This window comes from Foliimonas ilicis (genome assembly GCF_039939195.1).
Taxonomy (GTDB): Bacteria; Pseudomonadota; Alphaproteobacteria; order Rhizobiales; family Rhizobiaceae; genus Foliimonas; species Foliimonas ilicis.
Window position 1 is genome coordinate 185,435 of sequence record NZ_JBDUUH010000009.1, and the last position, 16,278, is coordinate 201,712.

The 16,278-nt window shown below is 59.1% G+C and carries 15 protein-coding genes; all 15 read left to right on the forward strand.

Going from position 1 to position 16,278, the window contains the following annotated elements:
• Window positions 1-185 precede the first annotated feature (185 nt).
• The 15 genes from ABFT80_RS19285 to metK all read left to right on the forward strand — a co-directional run bounded on the left by ABFT80_RS19285 (window position 186) and on the right by metK (window position 16,265).
• Complete coding sequence (locus tag ABFT80_RS19285) at window positions 186-380, forward strand: DUF2283 domain-containing protein (RefSeq protein ID WP_347973557.1); 195 nt, start codon at window positions 186-188, stop codon at window positions 378-380.
• 67 nt (window positions 381-447) lie between these two features.
• Window positions 448-615, forward strand: a complete 168-nt coding sequence (locus tag ABFT80_RS19290; protein WP_347973558.1) for a hypothetical protein — start codon at window positions 448-450, stop codon at window positions 613-615.
• Window positions 616-799: 184 nt separating this feature from the next.
• On the forward strand, window positions 800-1,804 hold the full coding sequence (locus ABFT80_RS19295; RefSeq protein ID WP_347973559.1) for a murein L,D-transpeptidase family protein: 1,005 nt from the start codon (window positions 800-802) through the stop codon (window positions 1,802-1,804).
• Window positions 1,805-1,880: 76 nt separating this feature from the next.
• Window positions 1,881-3,896 (forward strand): hydantoinase/oxoprolinase family protein, encoded by a 2,016-nt coding sequence (locus tag ABFT80_RS19300; protein WP_347973560.1) that lies wholly within the window; start codon window positions 1,881-1,883, stop codon window positions 3,894-3,896.
• Between the two features lie 86 nt (window positions 3,897-3,982).
• Window positions 3,983-6,154, forward strand: a complete 2,172-nt coding sequence (locus ABFT80_RS19305) for a malate synthase G (protein ID WP_347973561.1) — start codon at window positions 3,983-3,985, stop codon at window positions 6,152-6,154.
• A gap of 212 nt (window positions 6,155-6,366) precedes the next feature.
• Window positions 6,367-7,047, forward strand: coding sequence for a tRNA (adenosine(37)-N6)-threonylcarbamoyltransferase complex dimerization subunit type 1 TsaB (tsaB, locus tag ABFT80_RS19310; protein WP_347973562.1), 681 nt, complete (start codon window positions 6,367-6,369; stop codon window positions 7,045-7,047).
• A complete protein-coding gene (rimI, locus tag ABFT80_RS19315) occupies window positions 7,047-7,538 on the forward strand; it encodes a ribosomal protein S18-alanine N-acetyltransferase (RefSeq protein WP_347973563.1) in 492 nt (163 codons plus the stop codon). Before tsaB ends, rimI begins: the two co-directional genes overlap by 1 nt.
• A gap of 35 nt (window positions 7,539-7,573) precedes the next feature.
• Window positions 7,574-8,338 (forward strand): lysophospholipid acyltransferase family protein, encoded by a 765-nt coding sequence (locus ABFT80_RS19320; protein ID WP_347973564.1) that lies wholly within the window; start codon window positions 7,574-7,576, stop codon window positions 8,336-8,338.
• A gap of 58 nt (window positions 8,339-8,396) precedes the next feature.
• Window positions 8,397-9,791: a tRNA (N6-isopentenyl adenosine(37)-C2)-methylthiotransferase MiaB gene (gene miaB, locus ABFT80_RS19325; RefSeq protein ID WP_347973565.1), complete on the forward strand. Its 1,395-nt coding sequence runs from the start codon at window positions 8,397-8,399 to the stop codon at window positions 9,789-9,791.
• A gap of 214 nt (window positions 9,792-10,005) precedes the next feature.
• A complete protein-coding gene (locus ABFT80_RS19330; RefSeq protein WP_347973625.1) occupies window positions 10,006-11,001 on the forward strand; it encodes a PhoH family protein in 996 nt (331 codons plus the stop codon).
• A gap of 10 nt (window positions 11,002-11,011) precedes the next feature.
• Window positions 11,012-11,518: an rRNA maturation RNase YbeY gene (ybeY, locus tag ABFT80_RS19335; RefSeq protein ID WP_347973566.1), complete on the forward strand. Its 507-nt coding sequence runs from the start codon at window positions 11,012-11,014 to the stop codon at window positions 11,516-11,518.
• Window positions 11,519-11,545: 27 nt separating this feature from the next.
• A complete protein-coding gene (locus tag ABFT80_RS19340; RefSeq protein WP_347973626.1) occupies window positions 11,546-12,646 on the forward strand; it encodes a hemolysin family protein in 1,101 nt (366 codons plus the stop codon).
• 84 nt (window positions 12,647-12,730) lie between these two features.
• Window positions 12,731-14,323 (forward strand): apolipoprotein N-acyltransferase, encoded by a 1,593-nt coding sequence (gene lnt, locus ABFT80_RS19345; RefSeq protein WP_347973567.1) that lies wholly within the window; start codon window positions 12,731-12,733, stop codon window positions 14,321-14,323.
• 136 nt (window positions 14,324-14,459) lie between these two features.
• The gene (locus tag ABFT80_RS19350) at window positions 14,460-14,873 is read left to right on the forward strand and encodes a helix-turn-helix domain-containing protein (protein ID WP_347973568.1); all 414 of its coding nucleotides are present in this window, start codon (window positions 14,460-14,462) and stop codon (window positions 14,871-14,873) included.
• A 126-nt stretch (window positions 14,874-14,999) separates the two neighbouring features.
• On the forward strand, window positions 15,000-16,265 hold the full coding sequence (gene metK / locus ABFT80_RS19355; RefSeq protein WP_347973569.1) for a methionine adenosyltransferase: 1,266 nt from the start codon (window positions 15,000-15,002) through the stop codon (window positions 16,263-16,265).
• The last annotated feature ends 13 nt before the right edge of the window (window positions 16,266-16,278 follow it).

A 16,278-nucleotide genomic window follows, 5' to 3' on the forward strand; every position in this document is an offset into this window, starting at 1 on the left:
CTGGATTGAGAGATCAGTATGGGCACCCGATTGGTCTGAGGCTGACCCTTCAATGCGGAAGTTCAGCGCAGGTTCGGAGTAGTGCCTGAGCGAGGCAACCGTGTTCTTCGTGTGGTTTTGGTGGAAAATTCCAACGAGATACGTATACTTTCTGCGTTTTTCGATCGTCGTGCGAGAAAGCCAACATGACGTTAAAAGTTGAATATGACCCGGAAGCCAATGCGGCTTACATCCGCTTTTCATCAGAAGCGATTCTGGAGAGCGAAGAAGTCTCTGCGGGGATAGTTTTGGATTACGATAATCAGGGCCATATCGTAGGTATGGAAATCATGGATGCTCGCTCGCATCTCCCATCCAATGTTTTGACCAAGGCTGCATAAGGTAGCTTGCCTCAGTCATTTTGCTGCAAGCAACCACATGTTTTAAGCTTTTTCGGGCGTTTAGTTGATGTTTAAAAACGCTCCGATACTGCTTGTTCTGGCCCTAATCCCTCTCGCGGCATGCACGACATCGCGCATGCCGGTGCCGCGCGCGCCTGTTGTCGAGCAGCCGCAGCCATTGCCCGATGGGGTGACACCGCTGACTGTCGAACAGGACAGGCAGATCACCGGATAAGCACAATATTGTGAGGGCGATTTCTGCCGTGCGGCTCTTTCGCCGCGTGCTTCGTCAAGCTTTCATTAACGATGCTGACCAACAATGGCCGCAATGATAAAGTAGGCGCGGTGTCGATTTCCTCGATTTATTTGCGATCCTCGCGCCGATTGTCAGTTCAGAATGGGACGGCTGGTATTTGTTGATGCGTAAGATCTTTGGACTTTTGGTTGTGGCGGCTGCGGCGGTATCCCTGTCGGGGTGCGTCTCGTCGGTTCTCGACGTCTCGCAGAAGCCGATCCAGCCAATTCCGGCAAAGCTCGTCGCCGACATGCGCGCCAAGGGCATGACGCCTTCCAGCCCGGTTCTCGTGCGCATCTTCAAGCAGGAAAGCGAACTGGAAATCTGGAAGCGCAACGCATCGGGCCGCTACGCTCTGCTGAAGACCTATCCGATGTGCCGCTGGTCGGGGAAACTCGGCCCCAAGATGCAGGCGGGTGACCGTCAGGCACCGGAGGGTTTTTATCACGTCAGCGCGAACATGCTGAACCCGAATTCGCAATATTACCTGTCGTTCAACCTCGGCTTCCCGAACCGGCTTGAGTCGGCGCTCGGCTATACCGGCGAAGCCTTGATGGTGCATGGCGCATGCTCGTCTTCCGGCTGTTACGCGATGACCGACGAAGGCGTGGCCGAAATTTACGCGGTTGCGCGCGATGCGCTGAAAGGCGGCCAGACCGCATTTCAGGTCCAGGCATTCCCGTTCCGCATGACGGCTGCCAACATGGCGCGCAATCGCAACGATCCTAGTTTCACCTTCTGGAGCGATTTGAAGCGCGGCTATGACAGTTTCGAAGTCACGCGCCGTCAGCCGAAAGTTTCGGCCTGTGGCGGGCGCTATGTGTTCGACACCGAATTCGAGGGCGGTGAGCCGACTGACCCGCTGGCCGCATGCCCGCCCGCAATAAGCCAGGCGAACCCCGAAGTCGCCGCGCGCTGGGAAAAGGATTCCCGCGCCATGGAAGCGGCGGTCGCCAGCGGAACTGCCTTGATGACCTATGCTTACTCGGATGGCGGCATGCATAAGAGCTTCCGTTCGGTGCTTCAGAAAAATGGCGCGAAGACCTTCTCCAAGAAAACGTCGCACACATCCGTCCCGGTCAGCCGCCCAGATGCCGCGCTGGCCGACCCTTACAAGCCTGCCAAGTAAAAACGGCATGCTGGCCTGATTTCATTTGCCGTGTCTTTGCGATACTGGCAGGAAAGCAGCGCAACCGGATTCCAGCATGAACGCGACAAGCAAGGCGCAGCCGCTTTTTCTGGGTATCGATACCGGCGGCACCTACACGGATGCGGTGCTGTGGTCGGAAGCGACGGGCGTCGTTGCAAAAGCCAAATCGCTGACCACGCGGCATGATCTGGCGATCGGCATTTCCGGTGCCGTCGATGCCGTCATCGAGCAGGCGCGCATAGATCCCAAGGCGATCAAGCTGGTTTCCATGTCGACGACGCTTGCCACCAACGCGTTGGTGGAAGGGCAGGGCGGGCGCGTCGCGCTCATCATGATCGGCTTCAGCGAGGCCGATCTTGCACGCGATGGTCTTGGAACGGCGCTCGGCAGTGATCCCGTTGTATTTTGCGGTGGCGGCCATGACGTTCACGGCAACGCCAAGCCGCTTGAACTGGAAAAGCTCGAACAAGCCCTGCCGGAACTGGGCGGCTCGGTTTCCGGCTTTGCCGTTTGCGCCTATTTCGCGACCCGCAATCCTGCCCATGAAATCACCGTGCGCGACCTGATCCGAGAGCGCACCGGCCTGCCGGTCACGGCAAGCCACGAACTTTCCGCGAAGCTCGGCGGCCCGCGCCGCGCGCTGACGACGCTGCTCAATGCAAGGCTGATTTCCATGATAGACCGGCTGGTCGCGGCCACCGAAGGGTTTCTCGAGAAACGCGGCATTCAAGCACCATTGATGGTCGTGCGCGGCGATGGCGCGCTGGTTTCCGCTGCCTTCGCGCGGCAGCGCCCAATCGAGACTATCCTGTCCGGGCCTGCCGCCAGCCTAGTCGGTGCGCGGCACATGACGGGCCTGGACAACGCTGTCATCTCGGATATTGGCGGCACGACGACGGATGTTGCAGTTCTCGACAAAGGCCGGCCGCGGCTCGATCCGGAAGGCGCGACGGTTGGCGGATTTCGCACCATGGTCGAGGCGGTCGCGATGCGGACCTTCGGCCTAGGCGGCGACTCGGAAGTGACGCTTGAGGATGGCGGGCTTCAGCCGAAACTTCTGCTTGGGCCGCGCCGCCTTGTACCGCTGGCGCTTTCTGGTCTGGCGCATGGAAAACTGGTTCATGAGGAGCTTGAACGGCAACTGCGCAATTCCAATCCAGGCCGCATGGATGGGCGCTTCGCCGTGCGCACCGGCGTTCCTGAACGTCTTGCGGCTGGACTTACAGCGCCGGAGGCGCGGCTTTACGAGGCGATCACCAGCAGCCCTCAGCCGCTCGACCGGCTTTTGACGTCCATGGCGCAGAACGCGACGCTGCAGCGGTTGGTGGCGCGGGGCCTTGTCCATATTTCAGGCTTCACGCCGTCCGATGCCGCCCATGTGCTGGGCAAGCAATCCAACTGGGATGAGCAAGCTGCAAGGCTCGGTGCCGAACTGTTCGCGCGCCGCCGCGATGGGCGCGGCCAGCCTATTGCCGCCACGCCGGAAGCGCTCAGCGAGCGCGTTCTTCTGGCGTTAACGCGCAATTCGGCGGAAGTGATCTTCGAGACGGCATTTGCCGAAGACGGGCTCGATGGCGCATCGACCGTCGCGCATCAACTCGTACAGCGCGCCGTTGACGGTCGCCCCGGAATTGCGCGCCTCAGCGTGTCGCTCGACCGCCCGGTGATCGGGCTTGGCGCATCCGCCCCGCTGCATTATGCCGGGCTTGGCGCCCTGATCGGCAATGAGTGCATCGTGCCGGTCGATACGGATGTCGCGAATGCTTTGGGAGCAGTCGTCGGGCAGGTCCGCGTCTCGGCGGAAGCGACCGTCAGTCAGCCGAAGGAAGGTTTGTTCCGGCTGGCGACCGCTGAAAATTTGCGTGATTTCACCAGCGAGGATGAAGCGCTGAACGCCGCGGAGGCAGATGTGCGTCAACGCGTGGCCGAGCGCGCCGAGATGGCCGGTGCCGACACTGCGGAAGTCGAACTCGTCCGGCATCTCAACACATCGACAGTCGAAGGCCAGCGCATGTTCATCGATGCGCGGATCGTTGCCACCGCAGCGGGTCGCCCGCGCATTGCCGCTTAGCAGCGCGACCTTCGATCAATTGACCATCATGGCCCGGCATGGCAAAGCCCTCGGCAAGGCAAGAGTTTTTGAATTGGAGACTACGAATGGCAGACCTTATCGAAATCGCTGGATTGCAGGTTGCTCGCGAGCTGCATGACTTCGTTTCGGAGGCCGCCAACGGAACCGGCGTTGATGTTGCGAAATTCTGGGCCGGTTTTTCCGAAATCGTCCACGATCTCACGCCGAAAAACCGCGCTTTGCTTAAAAAACGCGATGAAATTCAGGAAAAGATCGACCATTGGCACCGCGAAAACGGCGCGCCGAACGATCTCGAAGCTTACAAAGCGTTCCTGAAAGAGATCAATTATCTTGTGCCGGAAGGCCCCGCTTTTCAGGTCGAGACCGATAATGTCGATCCCGAAATCGCAAAGACGGCCGGTCCGCAGCTCGTCGTGCCGGTGATGAATGCACGCTATGCGCTCAATGCCGCCAATGCGCGCTGGGGCTCGCTCTATGACGCGCTTTACGGCACCGATGCGATTCCAGAGACTGACGGCGCCGACAAAGGCGCTGGCTACAATCCGAAGCGTGGCGAGAAGGTTATCGCCTGGGTTCGCGATTTTCTGAACGATACCGTGCCGCTGAAAGATGCGAAATGGAACGACGCAAAAACGTTTTCCGTAGCCAATGGTGCGCTTTCCGTGAAGCTTGCGGATGGCAAGGAGACTGGGCTGGCAAAGCCTGAGCAATTCGCAGGCTACCTGACCGACCCGGCAGCGCCTGAGCAGATATTGTTCGTGAACAACGGCATCCATATCGAAGTGCTGATCGATGCGACGTCTGAGATCGGCAAGAACGATCCGGCACACATTTCCGATGTCTGGCTGGAAGCCGCACTTACGACGATTCAGGATTGCGAGGATTCGGTCGCGGCGGTCGACGCCGAAGACAAGGTTGCGGTCTATCGCAACTGGCTGGGCCTGATGAGGGGCGACCTTCAGGAAGAGGTGACGAAGGGCGGCAAGACCTTCACCCGCAAGCTCAATCCCGATCTCGATTACAATGCGCCGGACGGCTCGACCTTTTCGCTCGTCTGCCGCTCGCTGATGCTGATCCGCAATGTCGGTCACCTGATGACCAATCCGGCGATCCTCGACCGCGACGGCAATGAGGTGCCGGAAGGCATCATGGATGCGGCGATCACGGCTCTTATCGCGCTGCACGATGTCGGCCCCAATGGCCGCCGCGCAAACAGCCGCGCCGGTTCGATGTATGTGGTCAAGCCGAAGATGCACGGGCCGGAGGAAGTCGCCTTCGCCGTCGAGATTTTCGACCGCGTCGAAGATTTGCTTGGCATGAAGCGCAACACGATCAAGATGGGCATCATGGACGAGGAGCGCCGCACGACGGTCAACCTCAAGGAGTGCATCCGCGCCGCCAAAGAGCGCGTCGTGTTCATCAACACCGGCTTCCTCGACCGCACCGGTGACGAAATCCACACCTCGATGGAAGCAGGCCCGATGATCCGCAAGGGCGACATGAAGCAGTCGACCTGGATTGCGGCCTATGAGGCATGGAATGTCGATGTCGGATTGGAATGCGGGCTTTCGGGCCGCGCGCAGATCGGCAAGGGCATGTGGGCAATGCCTGATCTGATGGCCGCGATGCTGGAGCAGAAGATCGGCCATCCGAAAGCTGGTGCGAATACGGCATGGGTGCCGTCTCCGACCGCCGCGACCCTGCACGCGACCCACTATCACAAGGTCAATGTTCAGGATGTGCAGGCGGGCTTGCGCAACCGCGAAAAGGCAAAGCTGAACGACATTTTGTCGATCCCCGTCGCGGTTCGCCCGAACTGGTCGCCGGAAGACATCCAGCACGAACTCGACAACAATGCGCAGGGCATTCTGGGCTATGTCGTGCGCTGGATCGATCAGGGCGTCGGCTGCTCGAAAGTGCCGGACATCAACAATGTCGGCCTGATGGAAGACCGCGCCACGCTGCGTATTTCCTCGCAGCACATCGCCAATTGGCTGCATCACGGCGTGTGCACCGAGACGCAGGTGATGGAAACGATGAAGCGCATGGCGGGTATCGTCGACCAGCAGAATGCGGGCGATCCGCTTTACCGCAAGATGGCGCCGAATTTCGAAACTTCCATTGCGTTCCAGGCGGCCTGCGATCTGGTGTTCAAAGGCCGTGCACAGCCGAATGGCTACACCGAGCCGGTGCTGCATGCACGTCGTCTCGAGCTGAAGGCTCGGGATCGGGCATAATCTTTGATGGAAGCAGCTTTCAATCACCCCCCTCTGCCCTGCCGGGCATCTCCCCCTCAAGGGGGGAGATTGGACGGCACAACGACCCGCGCTCGTTATGATGAAGCGATGAAGAGATTGATCTCCCCCCTTGAGGGGGAGATGCCCGGCAGGGCAGAGGGGGGTGCCAATTTAGGCGCTACTTTTGACGTAAAGTCTCAGGCTTCCGTCTCATGAAAATCCTCGCCATAGATTGCGCCGCAAGCCTTTGCGCAGCCTGCATCTACGATGCAACGGAAGACCGGGAACTCGGTCGCTCCGTGCTCGATCTGGGCAAGGGCCACGCCGAGCATCTGATGAAAGTCGTTGATGAGGCGATTGCGCAAAGCCGCGCGGCATTTGCTGATCTGGATGCGATTGCCGTCTCGATAGGCCCCGGTTCGTTCACCGGCGTCAGGGTCGGCGTGTCAGCCGCGCGCGGTTATGCGCTTGCGCTGAAAATTCCGGCAATCGGCGTGAACACGCTGGAAGCGCTTGCCGCCGCAAGCCGCATCGAGCATCCGAATCGCGCGGTTTTTGCAGCACTTTCTTCAGCGAAAGACGATCTTCAGGCAGCACTTTACGATTCGACCGGGGCGATTTTGGAAGCGCCCGCCATTATCGGGATGGAACGTGCGGTTGAATTGGCGCGCCATCATCGTCCGGTTCTTGCCGGTACGGCAGCGGAAAAAATCGCTGAAAGCGCGGGCGGCGGATTCGAAATCGGCACTCTTGCCGCCACCGTCGATATCGCAATCTATGCCCGGCTTGCCGCGGCAAAGGGCGGGTCGTCCGAAAAGCCTGCGCCGCTTTATCTGCGCGAGCCGGATGCGAAGCCGCAGGCTGGCTTCGTTTTGCCGAGGGAGCAGGGCTGATGCGGCTCCCGTTTTTTGGCAACCGCCGGGAATATGCGCTTGAACCGCTGACGATCAGGCACAGTGCTGCGATTTCGGAGCTTCACCGGGAAGATTTCAGCAGGCCGTGGAGCGAGGAAGAGTTTCTGTCGCTCATTCGTCAAAACACAGTTTTCGGCCATGTCGTGCGCGAAACCGGCCGCAAACCTTCCGCCACCGTTGGCTTTGTGCTTGCGCGTCTGGCAGCGGGCGAGGCCGAAATCCTGACGGTCGCAGTGTCCCGCGCGCATCGCAGGCAGGGGCTCGGACGTCAATTGATGGATGCTGTCCTGCGTGACCTGCACCGTCATCGCGCCGAAACGCTTTTTCTCGAAGTGGATGAAATCAACGCCTCTGCAATCGCGCTTTACCGCAAGCTCGGCTTTCACGAAGTCGGCAAGAGGCCGGGCTATTACGAACACCCCGGCAGAGGCCGGACGGGCGCGCTCATCATGCGCCGCGAATTGCGATAGCAATGCGAAAATTGCGTATCGCCCTGGGGCTGTTGATGATCGCCGCGGGTTCCGTCGTTCTGGTGCCGTTGCAGATGGTTTCCATGAAAACCGGGCTCTATCGCGAGACGATAATCCTGCGTCTTTGGCACCGGCTGATCCTGAAAGCGCTCGGCATCCGGGTTCGCGCGGTTGGCACGCTGTCGCAAAAACGGCCGCTTCTCGTCGCCGCGAACCATGTTTCGTGGACGGACATCATGGCCATCGGCGCGGTGGCTGATGTCAGTTTCATCGCCAAAGCCGAACTCGCCGGTTGGCCGGTTGTGGGCTGGCTGTCAAAACTGCAGCGCACGGTTTTCGTGGCGCGCGAACGCAAGCGCGAATCCGGCCAGCAGGCAAGCGAGATCGCCGAGCGCCTGTCGAGCGGGTCGGCAATGGTTCTGTTCGCGGAAGGCAGCACCGGCGACGGAAACCAGCTCATGCCTTTCAAAAGCACGCTGTTCGGCGCGGCCAAGCTCGCTCTGGACGAAGGCGTGGCCGAAACGGTTTACATCCAGCCGCTGGCGATCGCCTATACGCGGCTGCACGGCATGGCGATGGGGCGCAGGCAGCGCGGCATCGCCTCGTGGATCGGCGACATGGATCTCTGGCCGCATATCAAAATCCTGCTTGCCGAAGGCGCGATAGATGTCGAATTGCACTTCGGCGAGCCGATCGCGTTTTCGGCGGAAAGCCGTCGCAAGGAGGCATCTCAGGCCATGGAAGGTCAGGTGCGCGAGATGATGCAGAAGGCGCTGCGAAATCCGCTTCCGCATAGCTAAAAGCGGCAGCAACGGAATCGTCTGTTTTTTGCCACCAAAAAGGGTTAGAAGCCCGTTTATGAGCCTACACGAAATTTCAAAATCAGAAACGCAGCCGGATGTTCCGGGCGGCCAGATCAAGAAGGTCTTCCTCAAGACCTATGGCTGCCAGATGAACGTCTACGATTCGCAGCGCATGTCCGATGCGCTGGCCGCGGATGGTTACGTCGCGACCGAAATCATGGACGACGCCGATCTCGTCTTGCTGAACACCTGCCATATTCGCGAAAAGGCAGCCGAAAAAGTCTATTCCGAGCTTGGCCGCATTCGCGTGCTGAAGGCTGAACGCGCGCTTGATGGCAAGCGCATGGTCATCGGCGTGACCGGCTGCGTGGCACAAGCCGAAGGCCGCGAAATCCTGCGCCGTGAAAGCGCCGTCGATCTGGTCATCGGTCCGCAGACCTACCACCGCCTGCCGGATGTGGTGAAGCGGGCGCGCAATGGCGAAAAGGTCGTCGATACTGAATATGCGCTTGAAGACAAGTTCGAGCATCTGCCGCAGCCAAAAAAAGCCGAAGTTGCAAGACGCGGCGTGACTGCGTTCCTGACTGTTCAGGAAGGCTGCGATAAATTCTGCACCTTCTGCGTCGTGCCCTATACGCGTGGCTCGGAAGTCTCACGCCCGGTGTCTCAGATCGTGGCGGAGGCCGAAAGGCTGGCCTCTGGCGGCGTCCGCGAAGTGACGCTGCTTGGCCAGAATGTGAACGCCTGGCATGGCGAAGGTCCGGACGGGACCGAATGGGGTCTGGGACGGCTGCTTTACCGGCTGGCCGAAATTCCGGGCCTCAGCCGTCTGCGCTACACGACCAGCCACCCGCGCGACATGGATGACGAACTGATTGCGGCGCACCGGGATTTGGGCGCTTTGATGCCGTACCTGCATCTGCCGGTGCAGTCCGGGTCGGACCGCATCCTGAAGGCGATGAACCGCAAGCACACGGCGCAAGATTATCTGCGGCTGATCGACAAGATTCGTAACGTTCGCCCCGACATCGCGCTGTCGGGCGACTTTATCGTCGGCTTCCCCGGCGAGACGGATGCGGATTTCGACGCGACCATGTCGCTGATCAAATCGGTCAATTATGCGCAGGCGTTCTCGTTCAAATATTCACCGCGTCCCGGCACGCCGGGTGCGGACATGAAGGGCCATCTGCCTGAAAACGTGAAGGATGAACGTCTTCAGCGCCTGCAGGCTTTGCTTGGCGAACAGCAGACGGAATTCACCGCTTCCATGCTGGGAAAGACGATAGACGCGCTGATCGAGAAGCCCGGAAAAGAGGTCGGACAGCGTATTGGACGATCTCCTTGGCTCCAGCCCGTTATTGTTGATGAAAAGGCCGGCGAAATCGGTGACATTATAAATGTGCGAATCATCAGCGTGGGCAGGAACAGCCTGTTCGCCGAGCCGGTTTAAGTAAGTTTGGATTCAGATGAGAACGACCTGCAAATGACGGTCCTCTGCGCTTCCGGTGCTCACGTACCTATATGTACGCTGCGCGCCGGTTCTCGCGGACCATCATTTTCGGTACGTTCTGATCTGAATCGAAACTTACTTTAGCGCTCACAACAAGGAGAGACGTTTGACCGCCGCGACAGAACTGAAGAATGCACCTTCCGGTGCCTCTGACATGGCACATATCGTCCTGACTTTCGACAACAACAAGCTGGCCAGCGCGCTTTACGGGCAGTTCGATGAGAATCTGGCCAGAGTGGAGCAGAAACTCGGCGTAGAGATACGCTCGCGCGGCAATCAGCTTACCATCAAGGGCAGTGCGACCGCCGCCGAGCAAGCGAGGCGCGCCCTGGATAATCTCTATGGCATTCTGCAAAAAGGCGTTGATATCGCCGCTTCGGATGTCGATGGCGCGGTGCGCATGTCGATTGCCGCCGACGATCAACTGACTTTACCGACGCTGGAACGCAAGGGACGCATGGCTGCCGCACAGATCGCAACGCGCAAGAAGACGATCTATGCGCGCTCGTCCAACCAGGACGCCTATATGCGCGCGCTGGAGCGTTCCGAGCTTGTGTTCGGCATAGGGCCTGCCGGTACCGGCAAGACCTATCTGGCGGTCGCGCATGCGGCGATGCTTCTGGAGCGCGGCATGGTCGAACGCATCGTGCTTTCCCGTCCCGCCGTTGAGGCGGGCGAGCGTTTGGGCTTTCTGCCCGGCGACATGAAGGAAAAGGTCGATCCCTATCTGCGCCCGCTTTACGATGCGCTTTACGACATGATGCCCGCCGACAAGGTCGAGCGCGCGATTGCCGCCGAAGTCATCGAAATCGCGCCGCTGGCCTTCATGCGCGGACGTACGCTGGCGCATGCTGCCGTCATTCTGGACGAGGCGCAGAACACCACGCCGATGCAGATGAAGATGTTCCTGACGCGTCTTGGCGAGAATTCGCGGATGATCGTGACGGGCGATCCGACGCAGATCGACCTTCCGCCGAACACGAAATCCGGTCTTGTCGAGGCATTGCGCGTTCTGGACGACGTTCCGGGGCTGGTGACGGTGCGCTTTGGCGATGGCGATGTCGTGCGTCACCCGTTGGTGGCCGAAATCGTACGGGCCTACGACCGCGAGTCGCAAAAGGCGCGCGGCCTCGGCGTCTCGGAAATGTGATCTGCCGACCATGAACGCAATTGAAACCGGACGGGAGAGCATATCTCCCGTCGATGCCGATATTCTGGTTGAAGCAGGCGCATGGCCGGAAGAAAGCACGCTGGAAGCGCTCGTTTCCCGCGCGGTCTCGGCCACTTTCGAGGAATTGGAGGCGGATTCAGGCGAAAAGCCCGAACTCAGCCTCGTTTTTACCGATGATGCGCATATCAAGGAATTGAATGCGGGCTGGCGGGGCAAGGACAAACCGACCAATGTCCTGTCGTTTCCTGCCTTTCCGATAGCACCCGGAGACGCGCTACCGCCCATGTTGGGCGACATCGTTTTGGCTTCGGAGACGGTCGCCGCCGAGGCGGCACTGGAAAATAAGCCGCTCGAGCATCATATCACCCATCTCGTGGTCCATGGCCTTTTGCATCTTCTGGGCTATGATCATGAGACTGAAGAGGATGCTGAGGAAATGGAAGGGCTTGAGCGCGGTGCGCTGGCAAGACTTGCCATTCCCGATCCTTACGCGTAACAGGAAATGGCAACCGACCGGACGATGATGAACGAAAAACAGGAAACTGCCGTACGAATAGATACGGGCAGTGAACGCCAAGCTTCCGACAAGGCCGACGAAGGGCCGAGTCCGAGTACCGCCACAGTCAGCGCGACTGTAGATGTTTCGGCCGAAAGGCCTCGACTGCTGGATAGGCTCATAGGCCTTTTCAGGCACAGAAACGGTTCAAGCCTTCGCGAAGAAATCGCCGACGCTCTGGCCGTTACGCATGAAGATGCGGAAACCTTTTCGCCCGGCGAGCGGGCAATGCTCAACAACATATTGCGTTTGCGCGAAGTGCGCGTCGAAGACGTCATGGTGCCGCGCGCCGATATCGAGGCCGTGGAAATCGGCACGACGCTTGCCGATCTGTTGGCCGTTTTCGAGCAATCGGGCCATTCACGCATGCCCGTCTATTCCGAAACGCTCGACGATCCGCGCGGCATGGTCCACATCCGCGACGTGCTGGCGCATATAACGCGCTCGGCCAAGGTCAAGAAAACGCGCGGCGCGCGCAGCAAAACCACGCCGCAGCCTTCCGCGCTCGATCTTGCCAATGTCGATCTGACCCGCACCATCGGCGAACTCAATCTCATCCGCACCGTTCTGTTCGTGCCGCCATCCATGCTTGCCTCCGATCTGATGGCGCGCATGCAGGCAGCCCGCACGCAGATGGCACTCGTCATTGATGAATATGGCGGCACTGATGGTCTGGCGTCGCTCGAAGACATCGTTGAAATGGTTGTCGGCAACATCGAAGACGAACATGACGACGAAGAACCGCTGATTACGCAGGCCGCCGATGGCGTCTATCTGGTCGACGGCAAGGCCGAAATCGACGATGTCGCCAAGATGATCGGCGACGAATTCGTTACCGGTGAGCATGGCGATTATGTCGACACCATCGGTGGCATGATCTTCAACACGCTGGGCCGTGTCCCGGCGCGTGGCGAAGTCGTGCAGGCCATCCCGCATTTCGAATTCCATGTACTGGATGCCGATCCACGCCGCGTAAAACGCGTTCGTATCGTGCACAGCCAGAAGGCCGCGAGACGCCGGACTGCCGCTGCCAGAGCAGAACAACAGCCGCAAGGGCCGGCTGAGTAGCCGCCAGATTGCCTCAGCCCATTTGAGGGCGCAATCGCATACTGCTAGACCTGTCATCGTGATTCTAACGGGACGGGTAAGCATATGGAGCGCCTGGCGGGGTGGGTAATCCTACTGTGGGGTTGGCGGCGGACACTGGTAGCGTTTCTCGCTGGTGCGTTCGCCGTTCTGGCGCAGGCGCCTTACGACTTTATCGCCGTGTGTTTCGTCTCGTTTCCGGTGCTTGTCTGGCTCTTGGATGGCGCGACTTCTTCTCATCGCCCGGGCTTATTCCGTAAAATATTGCCGGCCTTTTCCATCGGCTGGTGGTTCGGCTTCGGTTATTTTCTGGCGGGTCTCTGGTGGATTGGCGGAGCGGTTCTGGTCGAGGCCGAAGATTTTGCCTGGGCGCTGCCATTCGCCATACTTGGCGTGCCGCTGATGATGGCCTTTTTCTACGGCTTTGCCGCTGCACTTGCCCGCCTTTTGTGGACGGATGGGATCGGCCGCATCTTCGCGCTCGCATTTGCATTCGGCATTGCCGAGTGGCTGCGCACCTTCGTTCTGACTGGCTTTCCCTGGAATGCGATCGGCTATGCGGCAATGCCGATACCGCTGCTCATGCAAAGCGTGTCGGTAGTCTCCATGACGGCAATGAATGCGCTTGCCGTTTTCGTATTCGCGATGCCCGCATTGCTGGCCGCGCGTAAGCATTTGCGGACCGGAATGGCGCTCGCGGTGCTGCTCATCGCGGCTCATGTCGGATATGGCTATTGGCGGCTTTCGGGCGAAATGGCTCCGGCCGAAAAGACCCTCGCCTTGCGGATCGTCCAGCCCTCGATCGATCTCAATGAAAAATGGGACGGCGCGGTTCGTGATCGCATCTTCCGAACCATGCTGGAGCTGTCGAGCCAGCCCGCTGAAGCGGATGCGGCCAAGCCGCAACTGATTCTCTGGCCCGAAACGGCGGTGCCTTTCCTGTTCACCGACAGGCCGGATGCGCTCGTGGCACTGGGCGAATTGCTCCAGGACGGCCAGATGCTGATTACCGGAACGATTCGCGAAGAAGGCGGCCGGGGGGCAAATGCAGCCGCGCGCTACTACAATTCGGTGGTTGCAATCGATGACAAGGGAGAAATCGTCGATGCGGTCGACAAGGTGCATCTCGTCCCTTTCGGGGAGTATCTACCGCTTTCGGATTGGCTGGCGCGTATAGGTCTTACCCAGATAGTGGCAGGGCCGATGGACCTTTCGGCTGGTAGCGAGCGCCATGCTCTAATGCTTCCGGGGGGCGTCGGGGCTCTTCCATTCATCTGTTATGAGATCATCTTCCCGGCACTCGTGGCCGAGCATGCAGCCAGTTCGGACCTGTTGCTAAATGTCACTAACGACGCCTGGTTCGGCGATACGCCGGGGCCTTACCAGCACTTCCGCCAGGCGCAAATTCGCGCGGTCGAGACCGGAAAACCCTTGGTAAGAGCCGCAAATAACGGGATTTCCGGAATTGTTGACGAGCGTGGCCGCATCATCGATGCACTGGCGATAAATGCGCGCGGCGTTATAGACGCCGAGGTGCCGATCCGGCCTGCCAATGTGACGGAATATCACCAGCAGCGTATAATCGGTGTCGTTATCCTGTTGGTTTTTTGTTTGGTATCGACGTTTACATTTATTCGGCGTAAGTTCCGGCCGAATTGACACAGCATATTAGCAAATCATGGTATGAGTGTATTTTCCATAAAAGGCTCAGATTTGGCACAATCTTGCTTGATTGAAAGCATACGCGTTTAAGCCTGCAGCCGGCTAGGCTGTTGGAACCGACAAGAGAACTACCGTGGAAAACAAAAAGAAGCCTAACCCGACCGACATCCATGTAGGAAGTCGCATTCGGCTTCGGCGAAACATGATGGGTATGAGCCAGGAAAAACTTGGCGAACACCTCGGCATCACTTTTCAGCAGATCCAGAAATACGAGAAGGGCACGAATCGCGTCGGCGCAAGCCGATTGCAGGCCATATCTACGATTCTCGAAGCACCGGTCTCCTTCTTTTTCGAGGATGGGCCGGGCCAGGATGGCCAGCCGGCCCGTGGTCTTTCGGAGGATGGCTCCGGCAATTACGTCGTCGATTTCATGAGTAGCACCGAAGGGCTTCAGCTCAATCGGGCATTCGTGAAGATATCGGACCCGAAAGTACGCAAAAAGATCCTGGACCTCGTCAAAACGCTTGGCGACGAGACCGAGGATTAGATTTCCATCTGCCGATCGAAGGATGCATGACGCTGGATAAAACGCCAGCTTGACGATCTGTGCCGTCCTTGTCTAACAGAAGGCGGCAAGGGAACTTCCCCTTGTTTTTTCGAGAGGGGATTGCCCGTGTCGCGTCAGAACTACCTGTTCACGTCAGAATCCGTATCAGAAGGCCATCCGGACAAAGTATGCGACCGGATCTCCGATGAGATCGTCGATCTCGTTTACCGTGAAGCCAAGAAAGCAGGAATGGACCCGTGGAAGGTCCGCGTCGCCTGCGAAACCCTGGCGACGACCAACCGCGTTGTGATCGCGGGTGAAGTTCGCGTTCCCGAAACTCTTCTCAAGAAGGACAAGGCCGGGAAAATCCTGACCGATGGTGCCGGGCATCCGCTGGTCAATCCCTCGAAATTCAAATCCGTTGCGCGCAAGGCCATTCGCGAGATCGGCTACGAGCAGGACGGGTTTCACTGGAAAACCGCAAAGATCGACGTGCTTCTGCACGGCCAGTCGCCCGATATCGGACAGGGCGTCGACAATGCATCGGACCGTCAGGGCGAAGAAGGTGCTGGCGATCAGGGCATCATGTTCGGTTATGCCTGCCGCGAAACGCCGGACCTCATGCCGGCGCCTATCTATTACAGCCACAAGATTCTGGAGCTTCTCGCTGCTGCCCGCCACAAGGGCGAAGGCGATGTGGGCAAGCTTGGTCCCGACGCCAAGAGCCAGGTGACTGTCCGCTACAAGGATGGCAAGCCCTGGGAAGCGACCCAGATCGTGCTTTCGACGCAGCATCTCGACGGTAGCTGGGATTCCAAGAAAGTCCGTAAGGTCGTTGAGCCTTACATCCGCGAAGCGCTTGGCGATCTCGCAATTGCCGATGATTGCAACTGGTACATCAATCCGACCGGTAAATTCGTGATTGGCGGTCCCGATGGTGATGCTGGCCTGACAGGCCGCAAGATCATCGTGGATACTTACGGTGGCGCGGCTCCGCATGGCGGCGGTGCATTCTCCGGCAAGGACACGACGAAGGTCGATCGCTCCGCCGCTTATGCAGCGCGCTATCTGGCGAAGAATGTCGTTGCGGCCAAGCTGGCCGACCGCTGCACGATCCAGCTTGCCTATGCGATCGGTGTTGCTCAGCCGCTGTCGGTATATGTCGATCTGTACGGTACAGGCACTGTTGATGAGGCAAAGCTCGAAGAAGCGCTGCGCAAGGTCATGGACCTTTCGCCGTCAGGCATCCGTCGTCATCTGGATTTGAACAAGCCGGTCTACGCGAAGACTTCCGCTTATGGCCATTTCGGGCGCAAGCCGGGAAGAGACGGCTCGTTCTCCTGGGAGAAGACCGATCTTGCCAAAGCCCTCAAGGACGCCGTCGCTGGCTGAGATATAGAGCAGG

Coding starts and splice junctions, on each gene's coding strand:
- miaB (WP_347973565.1), top strand. CDS start 8,397: ATGAGCCTACACGAAATTTCAAAATCAGAAACGCAGCCGGATGTTCCG.
- ABFT80_RS19340 (WP_347973626.1), top strand. CDS start 11,546: ATGAACGAAAAACAGGAAACTGCCGTACGAATAGATACGGGCAGTGAA.
- ABFT80_RS19300 (WP_347973560.1), top strand. CDS start 1,881: ATGAACGCGACAAGCAAGGCGCAGCCGCTTTTTCTGGGTATCGATACC.
- lnt (WP_347973567.1), top strand. CDS start 12,731: ATGGAGCGCCTGGCGGGGTGGGTAATCCTACTGTGGGGTTGGCGGCGG.
- ABFT80_RS19330 (WP_347973625.1), top strand. CDS start 10,006: ATGGCACATATCGTCCTGACTTTCGACAACAACAAGCTGGCCAGCGCG.
- ABFT80_RS19290 (WP_347973558.1), top strand. CDS start 448: ATGTTTAAAAACGCTCCGATACTGCTTGTTCTGGCCCTAATCCCTCTC.
- ABFT80_RS19285 (WP_347973557.1), top strand. CDS start 186: ATGACGTTAAAAGTTGAATATGACCCGGAAGCCAATGCGGCTTACATC.
- tsaB (WP_347973562.1), top strand. CDS start 6,367: ATGAAAATCCTCGCCATAGATTGCGCCGCAAGCCTTTGCGCAGCCTGC.
- ybeY (WP_347973566.1), top strand. CDS start 11,012: ATGAACGCAATTGAAACCGGACGGGAGAGCATATCTCCCGTCGATGCC.
- ABFT80_RS19295 (WP_347973559.1), top strand. CDS start 800: ATGCGTAAGATCTTTGGACTTTTGGTTGTGGCGGCTGCGGCGGTATCC.
- ABFT80_RS19320 (WP_347973564.1), top strand. CDS start 7,574: ATGATCGCCGCGGGTTCCGTCGTTCTGGTGCCGTTGCAGATGGTTTCC.
- ABFT80_RS19305 (WP_347973561.1), top strand. CDS start 3,983: ATGGCAGACCTTATCGAAATCGCTGGATTGCAGGTTGCTCGCGAGCTG.
- rimI (WP_347973563.1), top strand. CDS start 7,047: ATGCGGCTCCCGTTTTTTGGCAACCGCCGGGAATATGCGCTTGAACCG.